The 17,741-nt window shown below is 47.5% G+C and carries 12 protein-coding genes; 5 read left to right on the top strand and 7 right to left on the bottom strand.

Annotation, left to right across the window (positions count from 1 at the left end; all coding sequences use genetic code 11):
• From C9I99_RS25430 to C9I99_RS25410, 3 genes are all read left to right on the top strand, one after another.
• On the top strand, nt 1-2,769 hold the full coding sequence (locus C9I99_RS25430) for a sulfide/dihydroorotate dehydrogenase-like FAD/NAD-binding protein (RefSeq protein WP_107351631.1): 2,769 nt from the start codon (nt 1-3) through the stop codon (nt 2,767-2,769).
• A 251-nt stretch (nt 2,770-3,020) separates the two neighbouring features.
• Entirely contained in the window at nt 3,021-3,323 is a 303-nt protein-coding gene (locus C9I99_RS27740; RefSeq protein ID WP_107351630.1) for a cold-shock protein, read from the top strand.
• 495 nt (nt 3,324-3,818) lie between these two features.
• Nucleotides 3,819-4,037, top strand: coding sequence for a dodecin (locus tag C9I99_RS25410; protein ID WP_107351627.1), 219 nt, complete (start codon nt 3,819-3,821; stop codon nt 4,035-4,037).
• Nucleotides 4,038-4,131: 94 nt separating this feature from the next.
• On the opposite strand, the gene C9I99_RS25405 is transcribed toward C9I99_RS25410, so the two are convergent.
• The gene (locus tag C9I99_RS25405) at nt 4,132-5,895 is read right to left on the bottom strand and encodes a glycerophosphodiester phosphodiesterase (RefSeq protein ID WP_243734455.1); all 1,764 of its coding nucleotides are present in this window, start codon (nt 5,893-5,895) and stop codon (nt 4,132-4,134) included.
• A 456-nt stretch (nt 5,896-6,351) separates the two neighbouring features.
• Here C9I99_RS25405 and C9I99_RS25400 point away from each other — a divergent pair, with 456 nt between their 5' ends.
• Entirely contained in the window at nt 6,352-7,956 is a 1,605-nt protein-coding gene (locus C9I99_RS25400) for a BCCT family transporter (RefSeq protein ID WP_107351653.1), read from the top strand.
• Nucleotides 7,957-8,129: 173 nt separating this feature from the next.
• Here the strand turns inward: C9I99_RS25400 and arcC are convergent, their stop codons facing one another.
• The 5 genes from arcC to ygeW all read right to left on the bottom strand — a co-directional run bounded on the left by arcC (nt 8,130) and on the right by ygeW (nt 14,839).
• Nucleotides 8,130-9,047 (bottom strand): carbamate kinase, encoded by a 918-nt coding sequence (arcC, locus tag C9I99_RS25395; protein ID WP_107351626.1) that lies wholly within the window; start codon nt 9,045-9,047, stop codon nt 8,130-8,132.
• Between the two features lie 95 nt (nt 9,048-9,142).
• The gene (gene hydA, locus C9I99_RS25390; RefSeq protein WP_275937920.1) at nt 9,143-10,600 is read right to left on the bottom strand and encodes a dihydropyrimidinase; all 1,458 of its coding nucleotides are present in this window, start codon (nt 10,598-10,600) and stop codon (nt 9,143-9,145) included.
• Nucleotides 10,601-10,843: 243 nt separating this feature from the next.
• The gene (locus C9I99_RS25385; RefSeq protein WP_166645418.1) at nt 10,844-12,055 is read right to left on the bottom strand and encodes a YgeY family selenium metabolism-linked hydrolase; all 1,212 of its coding nucleotides are present in this window, start codon (nt 12,053-12,055) and stop codon (nt 10,844-10,846) included.
• 205 nt (nt 12,056-12,260) lie between these two features.
• Entirely contained in the window at nt 12,261-13,463 is a 1,203-nt protein-coding gene (gene dpaL, locus C9I99_RS25380) for a diaminopropionate ammonia-lyase (RefSeq protein WP_107351624.1), read from the bottom strand.
• A 188-nt stretch (nt 13,464-13,651) separates the two neighbouring features.
• Nucleotides 13,652-14,839 (bottom strand): knotted carbamoyltransferase YgeW, encoded by a 1,188-nt coding sequence (ygeW, locus tag C9I99_RS25375; RefSeq protein WP_107351623.1) that lies wholly within the window; start codon nt 14,837-14,839, stop codon nt 13,652-13,654.
• 561 nt (nt 14,840-15,400) lie between these two features.
• Here ygeW and C9I99_RS25370 point away from each other — a divergent pair.
• A complete protein-coding gene (locus C9I99_RS25370) occupies nt 15,401-17,158 on the top strand; it encodes a sigma 54-interacting transcriptional regulator (protein ID WP_107351622.1) in 1,758 nt (585 codons plus the stop codon).
• Nucleotides 17,159-17,219: 61 nt separating this feature from the next.
• On the opposite strand, the gene C9I99_RS25365 is transcribed toward C9I99_RS25370, so the two are convergent.
• Nucleotides 17,220-17,732, bottom strand: coding sequence for an RNA-binding S4 domain-containing protein (locus C9I99_RS25365; RefSeq protein WP_107351621.1), 513 nt, complete (start codon nt 17,730-17,732; stop codon nt 17,220-17,222).
• Nucleotides 17,733-17,741 lie beyond the last annotated feature (9 nt).

Here is a 17,741-nt window from a genome sequence, read left to right as displayed (position 1 = left end):
ATGGCAACCCTTACCAAACCAGAACTATCACAAGCTCAACGGGAGCTGATGTTGCAGCGCATGGAGCAAAATCCACAGCGCTTCCAACAGATGGTAATCGAAGAGAGCATGCAGCTCATCCGCGAGACACTAAAGCAAGGCAAACTCTCTGCTGAGTTTACCGAGAAACTGTGGCAGCTATTGCTTGCTAACAATGAACTCAGTGTCGCCTTACAGCGCTATTTATGGCGTATTCCGCTCAAGCAAAAGCGTGCTTTTGTGCAGGCATTGGATACCCATCTATCAGGGCGCTACCCGATGTTCAAAGGACTTTCCGTTGGATGGCCCGGGAGCAACAACATCCCGCCATACGTGCGTCCAGCCGAAGAGCGCAACAAAGACTTTGACTTGGTCAGCCAAGGCTACTTAGGTTACATGGGGCTGGGTTATAGCCTGCGCGAAGTCGAACTATTCGTGTGGCTAGAAGTGATCCGCGATAAACAGTGTGAAGATCGGCCATGTGAAATCGGCGTTCCCAAGTGCGATCGTGACGGCAACCCAGCGGAAGAAAACGACGGCGGGTGCCCGGTCAAGATCCATATCCCTCAGGTGCTCAACCTAATGGGAGAAGGCCGCTTTAAAGCCGCGTTCGAGCTGGTTCGCGACGCCAACCCGCTGCCGAATGTCACCGGCCGGGTCTGCCCGCAAGAGCTGCAGTGCCAAGGGGTATGTACCCATAACGACCGGCCAATTGAAATCGGCCAGTTGGAATGGTTCCTCCCCCAGCGTGAGCGCGAGCTATCCAACGGCGAGCCACCAAAGCCAGCAGACATCAACCCTTGGGTTGCCGCGAGCAAACCACCGGTCGCCATTGTCGGCTCTGGGCCTTCGGGGCTGATCAATGCCTACCTGCTTGCCAAAGCGGGCTATCCCGTCACCGTGTTCGAGGCATTCCATGTCTTGGGCGGCGTGCTGAGGTATGGGATCCCAGAGTTTCGTTTGCCAAACCAATTGGTTGATGATGTGGTCGAGAAAATCAAAGCGCTCGGCGGCCGCTTTGTGGCCAACTACATTGTCGGTAAAACAGCGACTCTTGAAGATCTGAAACGCGCAGGCTTTACACGTATTTTCGTCGGTACCGGGGCGGGTTTACCGCGCTTTATGAATGTACCCGGCGAGCATTTGCTGAACATTATGTCGGCCAATGAGTTCCTGACTCGTGTCAACCTGATGCATGCAAACGAGCCCGACTACGAAACGCCAATGCCGGATATGGAAGGCAAGGAAGTGATGATCATCGGTGGTGGTAACACCGCGATGGATGCCGCCCGAACCGCCTGCCGCTTGGGCGCGAACGTCACTATTGTCTACCGTCGTACTCAGCAAGAGATGCCAGCCCGTGTCGAAGAGCAGCACCATGCGCTCGAAGAAGGGGTTATGTTCAAAGAGCTACGCTCACCTTGCGAATTCAACGGCGACAAGAACCATACCCTGGCCAGTGCAAAACTCGATGTGATGGCGCTCGGCGAGCCTGATTCGTCAGGCCGAAGACGCCCGCAGTCTACCGGTGAATTTGAACTGATGAAGGTTGATTTTGCCATTATGGCTTTGGGCAACAGCTCGAATCCAATCGTCAAAGACGCTAACCCAGACTTGAACACCTCCAAGTGGGGCACATTACTGCTCAACAAAGGTTCGCAAGAGACATCACTAAGCGGTGTGTACAGTGGTGGTGATGCCACCCGTGGTGGTTCTACCGCCATCAAAGCAGCCGGTGACGGACAGGCAGCGGCAAGAGAGATCATGGGTAACATTGATTTCAACGCCAAGGAAGTTGAAGGGCTGGTGGCACAAGCCAGTCGCTATACAGATATTGGCCAAACTGCACCCAAAATCGTCAAGCGTCGTCAATTGACCGATGAAATTGTCGAGTTCACCATCACCTCACCGCTGATCGCCCAGTCAGCTAAAGCGGGACAATTTGTCAGGGTGCTCGCGGATGAAAAAGGCGAATTGATCCCGTTAACCCTCGCCGACTGGGATGCCGAAGCCGGCACCATCGAACTGGTGATCCAAGGTCTAGGTACCAGCTCCAAGCTGATCAACCAGATGCAAGAAGGTGACTGTTTCGAGGCCATTGCCGGCCCACTCGGACAAGCTAGCCATGTGGTGAAACACCCGGACAACCAGAGTGTGATTTTCACCGCTGGCGGGGTTGGCCTACCGGCTGTGCATCCAATCATGCGGGCCCATCTGGAAATCGGTAATAAAGTCACTCTTATCTCTGGTTTCAGAAGCAAAACCCATAGCTTCTGGACTGCAGAAGGTGACAAGGTGGAGAACCTTCGTGCGGCCTACCCTGAACAACTGGAGGTCGTTTACGCCAGTAATGATGGCACGTTGGGTATCGAAGGGTTTGTGACCAATCCGTTGGAAGAGCGCTTGGTCCAGCACCGGGAAGCGAATGACGCGAACGCAGAGCAAACTATTGCAGAGGTGATCACCATAGGTCCACCTATGATGATGCGCGCGGTGAGCGATCAGACCCTGGGCTATGAAGTCCCCTGTGTTGCGAGCCTCAACTCCATCATGGTGGATGCTACCGGCATGTGCGGCGCGTGTATGGTGCCCGTTATGGAAAATGGCAAGCTGATCCGTAAACACGCCTGTATTGATGGTCCTGAAATCAACAGCCATGTCATCGACTGGGACAAGTTCTTGCCAAGGTTTAATCAATTTAAACCGCAAGAACGCCAGAGCCAGATAGCACATAGGTTAATTGAGGAGTAAGCGCCTCATCGATTTCCCATAGCCTCAAAAGGATCTCACTGTAAAGTGAGGTCCTTTTTTATGTTGAGTATGGATACCCTATCCTTAAAAATAAAAATAAAGCTGTTTATTATCCAAACAATCTGTATAGTGTATGAAGCCTTGTAAAGAAGCTGTTAAAAAAGCCCATTACAAACCACCTTTCAGTTATCTTTCGATACCCTTCGTTTAGCTCCTGTGATTGTTTCATTTATTGTTTTTAGTGGCGTTTTATGCTCACTGATTGCTTTATAGAAGACTGTGTAACGACGAAAACAGCGGGAACTGTGAAATGGTTTAATGAGGCTAAACGCTTCGGCTTCATTCCACAAGATAATGGCGGTAATGCTGTATTTTTCTATAACAAATTTAAGTGCGATGGGAAATTACACCATTTCTATATTTCACCTTTTGTAATATTCATATTACACGTAATACTTAGGAGTCTGATGTCTAGAAGAACAAGTCGCCAGAGATTCTGGTACAAGAAATCATGTGATGAAAAGTCACCAATAACCAAAAGAAAATATGTTTAAAATAGAATTTTATTTAGAGAGCGAAAAGAAATATTGGTCAACAGAAATACACCAATTAAATAGCGATATCTTGCGCCGTCACATTTATCCAAAGATAGATGCTAACCTGTATGATCTCCAGTTCTCATACTCTGAACTAGATAGCCAAGGAAACATCTTGTCAGAGCATGGCGTCAAACTGGGAACCTTTAAAATCACCTAGTGATAACTTTTAAAAATGGGGTAAAAATGAAAAAGAATCAAAAAAAATCATCCAACAAGAAAAACATACCGGTTGAAAACCAGAATAAAAGTATTAATATGACACGAAGGAAAATTGAAGATATTCTTGATAAGCGAGAGTTTGATAAATTATTCAATATGTAATTACGCTGTCAAATCCCCCCTTCAAAAGGGTTAAAACCACCCACACTAAAGCTAGCCACTCATACCTTACGATGAGTAAGCCTAAAACAGACTACACTTAACAGCATTATCCATCCTAGGAGAGTGTTTATGAGTGGTTCGAATCATCATACCTACAAGAAAATGGAACTCGTTGGCTCGTCACCAGACGGTATTGAAGATGCAATCAGTAACGCGATAGAACGTGCTAATGAAACCATTAAAAACATGCGTTGGTTTGAGGTAGTCGAGACACGTGGCCACATTGAAAACGGAAAAGTCGCCCACTGGCAGGTAACCATCAAAATCGGATTTACGTTAGAAGAGTAAACCGAAAGCGGTTCTTACCACCGTTTAGTCCTGTTCAAGGATTGCTAATTGTGTCTACCATCTATATCTATTCCATTAATTTGACGTGTTTTATTTAGAATAACAACCAGTGACGCAAGGTGCGAAGTGCCCGCTCGGAAAAATCCATTCCCTCAATGACTAACTTGGCATCCAACGCAAGCTTAGGCTCATCAGTAATAATACCATCCACCCCGAGTAAGAACAGCCGCTGCATAGCCGCTGAATTGTTAACTGTCCAAACCAACACCTCTTGCTCACGCTGTTGGATTTCGATGATTCGCCACGCATTAAGCCATTGATCGCTTATCATCAACATATCCACTTCTCGTTCGAGCTGCGATTCACCCACGCTTGCTGCGTAGATAAGCGCATAGCGAAGCTGCTCAGGACGCGTAGCCGCCATCTCACTCATCAACTGCGACAATAGCTCGGTATCAAGGCTAGATACAATCATTGCTTGCTGATAGCGCGGCAGCAGTTCAGCCATCGCGCTGGCAAGTTCGAGGCGTTGGTTGTAGCGCTTCAATTCAATATTGAATTCGATATCGTCGGCGTAATTATCTAATAGCTGGGTTAGTAAAGGCGGAGGTATACGATCGTTGTCCTGGTAGGCGGCAACAATGTCAGCATAATTAACGTCTTCAACCACTAAAGGAACGCCCAGCATACGGCCTAAATCGCGATCGTGAAACACGACGACTTGCCCATCTTTGGTGACCTGCACATCAATTTCGGTGCTTTGAATCCCCAATGAAATAGAATACTGAATGCCCGCTTCACTATTTTCAGGGTACTCAAAACCACCGCCGCGATGTGCGGTAACATAGCCCGAGGTATTGGTTTGTAAATGCCCGACGAAATGGCGGACATCTGAATAACCATTAAAAGCGGCAAATACAATGAACAACGCCATTACACAGCTGAGCAAAATGCGGCGCTCTGTACTTTGCATAAGCCCTGCAACACGATCTTCTTCGTTGACTAATTTGAGGCGTTTGGTTTGCAAGCGCAGCACATAATATTGGCAACTCGCGTAGATAAACCGGTCGACAAAACTCAGCAGGAATCCAACCCCAATCAGCAGAACTGTCGCCAGCATGAGCCAGGGATAACGCTCAGGATCATACGTTGCCCAGTGCAGTACCGGTTCAAGAACAAACAAAATACCCTTAGCGATAATGGCAATGATGGCTGCCCGACTAAACAACCAAACAATATGGCCCACCACAATATGCGGATAAATTCCTTGGCTTAAGCGCTGAGCTTGTTTGAATAGCTTCCATTGGGAACAGTTTTGAAAAAGGCTCAGCGGCAATGCTAGCCACCAACTTGCCCAATAGCGCAGTACGAATAAGACACATGGCAGAGTGATCATAATCAGTAAACCAACGGCAACCCACAACGAACTCATCTGATGACTGAGGTAATAGTTGATATCCCAGTCATTGAGCATCAGTCCGTAGATCCAGCGCCCACACCAAACCAAAGTCGCAAGCAGTAGGCTGATCCCAACAGATTGTGCGAGCACGACTTTAGCAACCCGAAAGCTACGCTGAAGGATCAGCCCAAAGGTATCTAAAATCGACCGTTTGCCCAAATCATGTTGGGCGAGCAAGATACTAATGGTTGAGTGTTCAACAAAAAAAGCAAAACTCAGTTGGGTAACAAACCACAAACTGAGCAGAAAACCGGCAGGCGAAAGGAGGAAGGCCAGCAATTCCTGATTAGCAATCGCACTCACCCCGTAAAAGCCCATTAACTTGGAACTGATCCATATATCGAGAGGGACAAACAAGGTCAGTAGTGCACATCGCACCAAAAGAAAACTGGCCAGCATCTGCAAGCCAGTCGTTTTAAGCCGGTGCCATATGAAATATAAAATATGCCGACTTCGATGGAAAATTACGGTGCTCAAGTGTTTGTTTCGCCAAGGTTGCGTGCTTCTAATGGGGGTATGATAACACCTGAGTTAACCGGATGCTCAGCATAGAAAAATGAGGCAGAGATAGAACACATGAATATTGAGCAGCGTATCACCATGGTTGCGCATTTTTCCATAGCCTTTTCTCTTGTGCAGACACAGGAGCCCTAAAGCTTCTGGCTAATATCTAATCAGGGAGCGCTATTTTGTGTTACAATACGCCGCTTGGGATTGAGCAAAAAGCTATTAATCGCCCATAGCGGTGTTTTTTTATCATGTTTGTTTATATGATGCGGCTAGCCAATCAAGTAGTCATTGGATATGGAGTTGGTCCTTATATTCGTTAATTCGGATATGCGAACATCACAATTTATGGGATTTAAATCAAAAAAGTACAGTATTGATTCTACTGATTATCAAGTTGGTCAAGATAACATCAGTAAATGGGGCATGGATGTCCACAACACCGTTTTCGTAGCCTCACTCGGCTTATCTATTCTCTTCATTGTCACCCTTCTCGCGTTACCGCCAGCAGATGCAAAAGCAGCTATTGATTCCATTAAGGGTGCAGCGCTGTCAAATTTTGATTTCCTCTTTATGTGGGGAGCCAACATCTTGTTATTTTTTGCCATTGTTTTAGCGTTTTCACCTTTGGGGAAAATTCGCTTAGGTGGTGAACACACGACTCCGGATTATTCAATAACATCTTGGATTGCGATGCTATTTGCTGCAGGTATGGGTATTGGACTCATTTTCTGGGGGGTGGCTGAGCCAACGGCGTTCTTTACCAACTGGTTTGGAACACCACTAAATGTAGAACCTTATACAGAAGCCGGCCGTGAACTAGCATTAGGTGCAACAATCTTCCACTGGGGCTTACATGCATGGGCTATCTATGGCATGACCGCACTTAGCCTTGCCTACTTTGTTTACAACAAAGGGTTACCACTCTCAATGCGCTCTGTGTTTTACCCATTATTGGGTGATCGAGTTTGGGGCAAAGCGGGTGACGTGATTGATGTATTGACGGTATTGGTTACCTTGTTTGGCCTAGCGACATCTCTTGGTTTAGGGGGCGCACAAGCGGCTAGCGGTATCAGCCATGTGTTCGGCATGGAAAATACCCTCTACCTTCAGCAGTCCATTATCGTATTGATTATGGGCCTAGCGATTGTTTCTGTTATGCGTGGCATGGATGGAGGCGTTAAGTTTCTTAGTAATCTGAATATGATCATTGCATTTGTATTCCTTGGTCTTATTGCTGTCTTGAATTTCACCACCGTGTTGGATTCTTTGGTAACTGCTGTGACGGGTTATGTGAAAAACATTCTTCCGCTAAGTCAAACCTCTGGCCGTGATGATACAACGTGGTTGCACGGTTGGACGGTGTTCTATTGGGCATGGTGGGTAGCGTATGCTCCTCTCTTTGGTATGTTCGTAGCACGTATATCTAAAGGACGTACCGTTCGCGAGTTTATTCTTTGCGTATTGCTTATCCCAACACTGGTAACAACAGCTTGGATGTCAATCTTCGGTGGCGTTGCTATTCAACAGGTGATCGATAAGGTGGGACAATTAGGCCTTGATCAAGGCATTGCGGATGTCTCTCTAAGCTTATTCTATATGTTAGATGCATACCCGTTCGGTAATTTCCTATCCATCATCGCTGTCGTACTGATTATCGTTTTCTTTGTGACAACGTTAGACTCGGGCTCTATCGTTGTTGATGGCATGACCGCGGGGGGTAAGTTAGATGTACCCGTCAAACAGAAAGTGGTTTGGGCTGTTATCTCTGGCTCTATCGCAATGCTTATGTTGTGGATTGGCGGTACTGAATCTATTCAAACTCTGCAATCAATCACCATTATTGCTGCATTGCCGTTTACGATTATTCTTCTCTTTGGCAGTGTAAGCCTGATTAGAGGGTTATTGACGGAAGTTGATAAACCTCAGGTATCGGCCAACCAAATTAAATAATCTCTAGTTTAACGAATCACGCTCGTTAATCGCTGAGTTAATCACTCGGTTTACAGTAAAACTCCCTGGTTAGTGCTGGGGAGTTTTTTTTGTCCAATAAAAAACTGCAACCCAAAAGAATTGCAGCTTCATAAATATACAGGATTAAACCACTAACACCTGTGCACTAACACCTATGCACTAACGCACGTCCCTGCTTTTTCAGCCAATACATCCAGCCCTTCCTCCAAAGCACCAATGTAGGCTCTGCCACCAAACTGGGCAAAATCAGCTGCGGCCTCGACTTTCGGTCCCATTGAACCTGCTGGGAAATGGTATTCACTCAACTGTGATGGGGTTGTGGCTCGCAGCGCACGCTGGTTCTCAGTGCCCCAATCAAGGTAAACCGCATCGGCATCGGTCAGGATCAACAGCTTGTCGGCTTTTAGCTGCTTGGCAAGCAAGGTGGCAGACAGATCTTTATCGATCACCCCTTCTACCCCAGTGAAGCCGTAGTCTGTTTTACGCACAGGGATCCCGCCGCCACCGCAGCAAATGACTATCTCACCAGCATTTAACAGCGTTTCGATCGATTTCTTATCAAGAATATTCAGCGGTTTAGGCGATGGTACAACGCGGCGAACAAACTCACCATCACGCTTCATAGTCCAGTTATTCGCTTCAGCTAAGATACCCGCTTCTTCTTCGTTATATACTGGGCCGACGAACTTGGTTGGATCCAGCATACTCGGATCGTTTGGATCAACTTCGATGCGGGTTAGCAAACTGGTGACTTCTGTTTCCGGCATTAAGTTTTGCAACTCTTGCGCTAACATGTAGCCGATCATGCCTTCACTTTCAGCACCCAGTACATCCAACGGGTAAGGTTGCACCTTATCATAAGCCAGATTTTGTAGTGCCAATAAGCCCACCTGAGGGCCATTACCATGGACAATTGCCACCTGGTATTCCTTGGCAATTTCCGCAATCGCTTTGGCGGCGATCTTAATGTTGGCAAGCTGGTTAGTAAAACTTGGTGCATCGCCACGACGTAACAGCGCATTTCCCCCTAAGGCGACGACGGCAGTACTCTTTTGGGTTGGGGTGTTCATAGTAACTCCTTGAATTATCCTTGTTGTTGTGGGGCTATCACCCCTCCCCGTTCGGCTATTGTCTAAAACTGGCTCTTCTCTTGAGCTAATTAGGTTTATAGCGCACTGGCATCGAACGGTTTTCGGCGAATAAAGCGGCCATTCCCGGCTTTCCCCATAAATTCGCCATTACACGCAACAACGTCCCCACGGCTAATGGTCATCACAGGCCAGCCTTGGGTGGGGATATTTTCAAACGGGGTATAATCTGCGTTGTCGTGCAATAAATCGTGAGTAATCGTGACATTCTGCTCTGGATCAAAAAGCACCAAATCAGCATCCGATCCTGCCTGTAGCGCCCCTTTCTGCGGATAGAGACCAAACAGTTTGGCAGGTAAATAACTAGTTAGCTCCACAAAGCGGCTCGGACTGAGCCGGCTTTTCATTACACCTTCGGAAAAAAGCAGTGGCATTCGAGTTTCAACCCCAGGCATACCATTAGGGCATGCGCTGAAATTGTCTTTGCCACGCTGTTTCTGATCGTGATAGGTAAACGAGCAGTGATCGGTCGCAACGGTATCAATACTGCCATCCACCAGCCCCAGCCACAGCTTTTCGCGCTCGACGGCCGGGCGAAGAGGTGGACTTAAGATAAATTTGAGCGCATCTTCACGCTCGTAGCAGCTCTCATCAAGCATCAAATATTGTGGGCAGGTTTCAACCCATACCGGCTGGTGATTATCGCGCGCAAGCCGGGTGTAATCTAATCCCAATCCATTGGAAAGGTGAACAATGTACAGCGGCGCATCCCCAGCCAATTTGGCGAGATTTATCATGCGGGCAATGGCTTCCGCTTCGCATTCAAGCGGACGGCTGACAGCATGGTATTTAGGCTCTGTTTTGCCCTGCTCAAGCAACTGTGTACGTCGCATGGCAATCGCAGCATCGTTTTCAGGATGAACCGTTGCCAACGCACCAACTTGTTTAAGCTGACTCAACGCTTTCAGCACTTCTTCGTCATCCAGCTTGTAGCCATAGGTTAGATACAACTTGAAACTGGATATCCCCTCTTCTTCGACCATCGAGGCCATTTCACCGAGGATGTCGTCATTGACATGCTGGATCACACCATGGAAGCTGTAATCAATGACTGCTGTTTCCTTGGCGTACTGTTGGTAGACATTGAGCTGGTGATGAAGGCTACACCCTTTGGGACCAAACCCCATGTGATCGACGACCATCGTGGTACCACCACAGGCGGCTGATCGGGTGCCGGAATAGAAGTCATCGCAACTGCGGGTTATCCCCACATCGATATTGAAGTGAGTGTGGACATCAATGCCACCCGGCATCACATACAAGCCAGCAGCTTCGATAATTTCACACTGCTTGGGAATACTATGAATTTCAGGGGCAATATCGGCGATCTTACCGTCAACAATCAGAATGTCAGCTTTTTGAGCCTGTTGATGATCAACCACTATTCCTTGGCGGATCAACATGGTTTCTGGACGGGGCTGGGTCAATATGGCCGCTTGGGACCCTGATGATTTTTTCGAAGCCGCTGAAAACATATTCTATTCCTTCGATTTATTCTCTGCCTTGCTGCAAACCCATTCGAGGGTTTTATTCTCACTAACTATTTATTTTGCCCACCAAGTTCTTCAACTCGAATTAATGGACAAAAGAAACAGCTATAAACAAGAAATCCATCCTGGGGGGGATATGTGGCCAACGTTAGGCAGAGCGGTCGGCACCCCCAGGACGGAAAGGGTGAATGAGCAGGGCCTTATATCAGTGCCCTGTCATTGCAATACTTACTTATTTAACTCTTTCAAATACATCTGCGGGATAACAGCGTACATCGCGGCACAAGTCACTAGGTGATCTTTCCAAGTCTTCTCGTTTGGCGCGTGCGCTTCCGGCTCTTTACCTGGACCAAAACCGATGACAGGGATACCGTAGCGGCCCATGATAGATACGCCATTGGTAGAGAAGGTCCACTTATCAACCGTTGGTTTCTTGTCGAACAGTAGTTCGTAAGAGGCTTCTAACGTTTTAGTTGCGACATGCTCTTCATCGATAACCCAAGCAGGGAAGTAACACTCTGTTGGGTAAACCAAACCGGTGTAGGCTGGGCGGTCGTAGTCATACATTGTCACTTTACCGCCAAACTTCTTAACGGATTCCAGCTCTTCGATTTCCTTGATTGCGCCTTCCCATGTTTCACCCCAAGTCAAACGACGGTCAATAGAAACAGCACAGCTATCAGCAACCGCACAGCGGCTTGGTGAAGTAAAGAACACTTCTGAAACGGTCAGTGTGCCTTTACCTAGGAATGGGTCATCACCAAGGTTGGCAGACAGTGTCTCGATATCGCTTAGCATATGGCCCATCTTGAAGATGGCATTGTCACCACGCTCTGGCGCCGAACCGTGACAGCTCACACCTGCAACTTCAACACGGATTTCCATACGGCCACGCTGACCACGGTAAATCTGGCAATCTGTTGGCTCAGTGGATACAACGAACTCAGGACGGATATTGCTTTCTTGAATAATGTACTGCCAGCACAGGCCGTCGCAGTCTTCTTCCTGCACGGTACCGGTGACGAGCAGGGTGTATTCGTCTTCCAGACCAAGATCTTTAATGATCTTACCGGCGTAAACCATAGACGCCATACCGCCTTCCTGATCTGACGCACCACGGCCACCGATCACTTCGTCATCTTCCATACCTTCATATGGGTCGAAGTCCCAGTTATCCATGTTACCGACACCCACGGTATCGATGTGTGCATCCATCGCAATAAGATGAGGACCGTGACCAATCCAGCCTAGTACGTTACCCATTGGATCGATTTCAACCTTGTCAAAGCCGACTTTTTCCATCTCTTCCTTGATACGTAGAACGACTTTTTCTTCGTCACAACTTTCACTAGGAATGGCAATCATGTCACGCAGGAAGCGGGTCATGTCCGCTTTGTATTCTTGGGCTTTGTCCAGTACTTGGGCGAATGGGATGTTCATTATAATTCTCCTTGAACCGAGCGGTGGTCATCACACCCGGTATGATCGATTTTCACGGCACCTTGCTTTTTTGATGACGCTAACACGGCGCTAAATTTAAGATTTTTGGTTACGAGCTCATTCTTTTGCTCATTTAGTGACGCTAGTTAGGGCAAGGGCAAGCACTCTCAAAACAGACATTGTGCTAACTAGCAAAACTAAATGCTTAAATAGTTTGGTGCTTGCCACCCCATACCACTTCACGGTAATGCACTGGGTCGGTATCCCCTTCGGTATTAATCAGCAGCACCACGGAGTCTTTATTCAGGCCCATTTTCTCCATCAGCTTGTCTTTCTCTGGATGGAAATGGACCGCGGCAAGCAAACCGGCACCAACGGCGCCTGACTCACCAGAAACAACCCTTGGGTCGCTGCCTAGCGGGTTGCCCAGCACGCGCATACCGAGCGCCGCAACACTGTCTTGGCAGGAAACAAACTGAGTAGAACAATCACGAAGTACAGGCCAGCCAATAGGGTTTGGCTCACCGCAGGCCAAGCCGACCATGATGGTGGCAAGATCGCCATCGACATTGATCATTTCGCCTTTTTCGCTGATGCCTGAACGGTAGATACAGTCAGCCTGATCAGGCTCGACAACGACAGAGTGCAGTTTATCTGGACCATATTGGTCACAAAGGTAGCCAAGTACACCACCGGCCATTGCACCGACACCGGCTTGAAGGAAAACGTGAGTCGGACGTTCAACTGTCATGGCTTTCATTTGATCAACGGCTTCTGCCGCCATGGTGGTGTAACCTTGCATGATCCAGGTAGGGATTTCGGTATAGCCTTCCCATGCAGTGTCTTGCACCACTTTCCAGCCGTTTTCATCGGCAGTTTTAATCGCAAGGCGCACGGTATCGTCATAGTTCATATCGGTGACAATACATTCAGCGCCCAAGGCCCGGATGTTGTTCACACGCTCATCTGCCGCACCTTTTGGCATGTATACCACGGCATTCTGGCCGAGCTTATTGGCAGCCCACGCAACACCACGGCCATGGTTGCCATCGGTTGCGGTTGCGAACGTCATTTTTTCTGTGATGTCGTTTTTCAGCTTGGCGAAATCAAAGGCATTGATATCGAGCTTGAACTCGTCACACAGCAGGCGGGCAATCGCATAAGCGCCCCCCAGCATTTTGAAAGCATTCAAATCGAAGCGGTAGGCTTCGTCTTTAACTAAGATTTTTCCAACACCGATTGCTTTGGCCAGGCAGTCGAGAGAATGCAATGGTGTCGGTTGGTAACCTTCCACTGCTTGGTGGAAAGCGCGGGCTTTTTCCGCTTCAGCGGCGGTAAATAATGGAGAAAGCTGACCGTTATAGTGGCGGTTATCGGCGATCTCCATTTTTAGAGTGAATGTAGACACGACCAGACCTCGTAAAAAATAAGAGAAAGAAAAAGGCGGGGGTGTATTTAATAACCCAAGGGTATTCCCCCGCTAGTGGGCTAGCATGACCCAAGCATAAAGATACAGATAGATCGACTAGGGTTCCCTGCCCTGCTAACACCTAGAAAGTATTGTCAAGGCAGAGGAAAGTGAGTAATGCGACAGCGTTATTTAACGCGCTTCTTCGCATCGTCCAGTAGCTCTTGGAGGATAAGTCCTGGCTCCTGGTATTTACGGTTCATGATCATTGCCGCAATGACATATGGCTTCCAGCTGGCTTCCTTGTAAGTCGCGATACGGTATTTCTCAAATACCGACTCTTCCACTTCGCCTTCCTCACAAGACACTCCGGTGATATCCGCTGGTAAGCAGTGCATGTATAGTGCTTCGCCTGCTTTGGTCCGCTTCATCATTTCTTCGGTACAGTGCCAGTCTTTATGGTTGGCATTCTGCGCCAGACACTCTTGCTCCAATGCTTTGAGACCATCATGATCGTTGGCACGTAGCAGTTCGGTACGACGACCCATGACTTGGTAAGGCGCCCAAGATTTTGGATACACGATATCGGCATCCTCGAATGCTTCTTCCATGCTGGCAACTTGAGTAAAGCTACCGCCAGATGCTTCCGCATTCTTACGCGCTTCTTCAACCACTTCAGGGATCAGGTCATAACCTTCAGGGTGAGCCAGTGTCACGTCCATACCAAAACGGGTCATCAGACCGATAATGCCCTGAGGCACTGACAGTGGTTTACCGTAGCTTGGCGAGTAAGCCCAAGTCATAGCGATTTTCTTACCTTTCAGCTTATCCAAGCCACCAAAGTGTTCTTCCAGCCATGCCAAGTCAGCCATCGACTGGGTTGGGTGGTCGATATCACACTGTAGGTTAACCAGTGCAGGGCGATGAGGTAACACACCTTCCTTCACACCGTCATCCAGTGCCGCACCGACTTCACGCATATAGGCATTACCCGCACCTAAGTACATGTCGTCACGGATCCCGATAGCATCAGCACAGAAAGAGATCATGTTGGCCGTTTCACGGACCGTTTCTCCGTGAGCAATTTGAGATTTGCCTTCATCCAAATCCTGCTGGGCAAGGCCTAGCATGTTGATAGCTGAAGCATACGAGAAGCGGGTACGTGTAGAGTTATCGCGGAACAGGGAAATTCCGAGGCCATTGTTAAACACGTTGGTGGCAATATTTTCCTGACGCATCGCTTTTAGGGCTTGGGCCGTTTTCAATACACGCTCAAGCTCTTCCGGGGTTTGCTCCCACGTCAACAAAAAGTCTTTGTCATGCAGTTCAGATTTTAGCTCGTTAATTTCCTTGATAAGTTCGTTGATGCTCTTCATGATTTTCTTCCCGGTTTAAATTGTTATTCTTCCCTGGTAGCGCATTACATCACTAACCAGCGACTTAATGGGTTATGACAGCCTTTAGCATTGCTCAATCAGCAGTCATTCATAGGGTTTTGATTTAAGGCATTGAGATTGCAAGCAAAAGGTAAAATGTCTATTCATCTTCAGGCTTAAATTAAGGGTTAACAAAGTTAGTTGATTTCGTACTTAATTAACTAACAATCAATAACTGTGCCAAAACTCGTTTTACGGGAAATAAATTATCGGTTCTCTTCTACAGGCCGCATTCATAAAGGGTCTAACTCGTCATATTCATTTTTGAAAAGCCATCAGACGACAGATTATTAAAAGTGCGCTATCACCGAGGTATCATGACTTGAAACCAAAATGATAGTGATAAAAAAGGGGGATTATCATATTGATATTCCTATGTGACATTGCTTGCAAAATATTTCTTTTCAAATTGTTCATTTGAAAAACCCTGACACATATCAAACCGAATGATAGGGTTTTTCTTTATGTTACATCGGTCATTAAAGGAATAAGCCAGTCAATATGCTGAATACACCAAGACCATCAGAATTAATGCAGTTGCAGCCAACGATCCTACGCTTCACCCAGATGTTGTCTGCGGTGTTGAAAATCGACGCCGAAGTGGTCGATGCCGATTTGGTAAGAATTGCAGGTACTGGTCCGTATAGTAAGTTTTTTGGAAAAAAACCAAATACCAGCTCGAGAATATTTAGATATATACTTGAAACACATGAAGAAAAGGTGGTCGTAAAATCACGAACCGATCCTCTGTGCGAAGGATGTACCAACAAGGACGGCTGTCGTGAAATGGCCTTTTTAGGCGTGCCAATCATGATCGAGGACCGCTGTCTGGGTGTGATCAGTTTGGTCGCATTTAGTGAAGAATCACGTGAGCGGATCAAAGATAATGTCCAGCTTTTCTCAGACTACATCAAACACATTGCCCAAATTGTGGTATCTAAGGTTGTCGAGAAAAACAGTAATAGCGAAGGCCTTGATGAGGTGTTTACTAATCTTATTGAAAACATGGACCAGGGCGTATTAATTCTCGATGAAAACAACCGGGTTAAATACGGTAACCAGCACGCGCTAACCAACCTAAATATAACGCAAGATGTGTTACATAGCCTTGAAATTAATATTCAACCGCTATCTCTTCATAACAATGAGATGAAAGGTCACCAGCAACATATTATTTCACTGGGTGGTCGTCAGGAATTATTAGTCGGGCAGTTTTACAACACCCACGGCCATCAACTTTTCCTCATGGCTTACCACCAGCCAAATAGCGCATTGATGATCCCCGATCACGAACCACAGTTCGCGACGGTCATTGGTGAATGTACCAAGATGCGCCAACTGAAAAAGCTGCTTACCCGGATTGCCAACAGTCCGTCGAGCGTATTGATCAACGGTGAAAGCGGTACCGGTAAGGAAGTCATTGCCAATGCGGTGCATAACCTCAGCGATCGCAGCCCATCCCCATTCATTGCCATCAACTGTGCAGCCATCCCCGACCAATTGTTGGAGAGCGAGCTGTTCGGCTATGTTAAGGGAGCCTTTACTGGCGCTTCAAGCAAAGGTAAAACCGGTCTGATCCAGGCAGCCAACAAAGGGACCCTGTTCCTTGATGAAATTGGTGATATGTCGATGACCCTGCAAGCCAAACTGTTGCGGGTACTGGAAGAGCGGGAAGTCATGCCAATCGGCTCAAACAAAGCCGTACCGGTGGATATCCGCATTATTTCGGCCACCAATCGGAATTTCCAAGAGATGATCGCCACCAATAAATTCCGCGAGGATCTTTACTATCGACTGAATGTGATCCCTATTCACCTCCCGCCGCTTAAAGAGCGTGAAGGGGATATTTCGCTACTGATTAACTATTTCCTTGAACACCACACCCAAAAAATCGGAGTGACATATCCGGGGATCAGTGCCGAGGCCATGTGTCGTCTCAATGCCTACCACTGGCCGGGTAACGTGCGAGAACTGAGCAACTTAGTGGAATATCTTGTCAATGTTGTGCCTGAAGGCGACCAGATCGACGTCGATTTGCTTCCTCCTTACTTTGAAGAAACACCAGAATGCGCCATTCCACAGGAAGTATTGAGTGATGATTGCTCAATGAGTTTGGAAGAGATGGAAAAGATACGTATCGAAGAGGCGATATCCCGACTGGGCAACCGCAAGATGGTGGCAGATGAGCTAGGCATTGGTATTGCGACCTTATACCGTAAAATCAAGAAATTCGGGCTCAGTAACCACCGAGCTTCTTAAACATAAAGAGGCCGCGTAAATGCGGCCTCTTTGTCTGTACTCGCTTCGGGATCGCTAGGACTTAAAAGCTAATAGGCTTACGGCCCGTCGCTTTATCCGCTGGACCTTTGGCTTTAGTCTCTTTTGCCGCATTACCTTTACGACCTTTATTGGCCTTCGCGGCTTGGTTGCGAGAGCCTTTACCTTTAGAGCTGGCACCTCGAGAACCGGCACCTTGCGCTTTAGTACCCTGCTCTTTGCTTTTTGTCGCTTTTGAGCTTGGCTTAGCGCGCGGGGCTGGCTTAGGTTCTGCTTCCTTCTTCGGCCTATCGGCAACTTCGGTCACAGGCTGATCGCACAGAACCAAATAGAACTCGTTGTTGAATTCAATCACGTCACCATCGTATACCTTGCGACGCTTGCGCTGCTCCAACTCACCGTTAACAGCCACATAGCCTTCGGAAATAGCAAATTTTGCTTCACCGCCACCACTTACTGCATTGGCAATTTTCAACACCTTATAAAGCTCAATAGGCTGGGCACTCACCTCAACGCCAAGGGCTTCAACTTCATATTCTTCGTGTTCTTCAGACATTTTTTCAAC

Source organism: Photobacterium lutimaris (assembly GCF_003025555.1).
In the GTDB taxonomy this organism is placed as follows: domain Bacteria; phylum Pseudomonadota; class Gammaproteobacteria; order Enterobacterales; family Vibrionaceae; genus Photobacterium; species Photobacterium lutimaris.
Note: the sequence above shows the minus strand (reverse complement) of the source record. Positions and strands in the feature narration are given on the sequence as shown.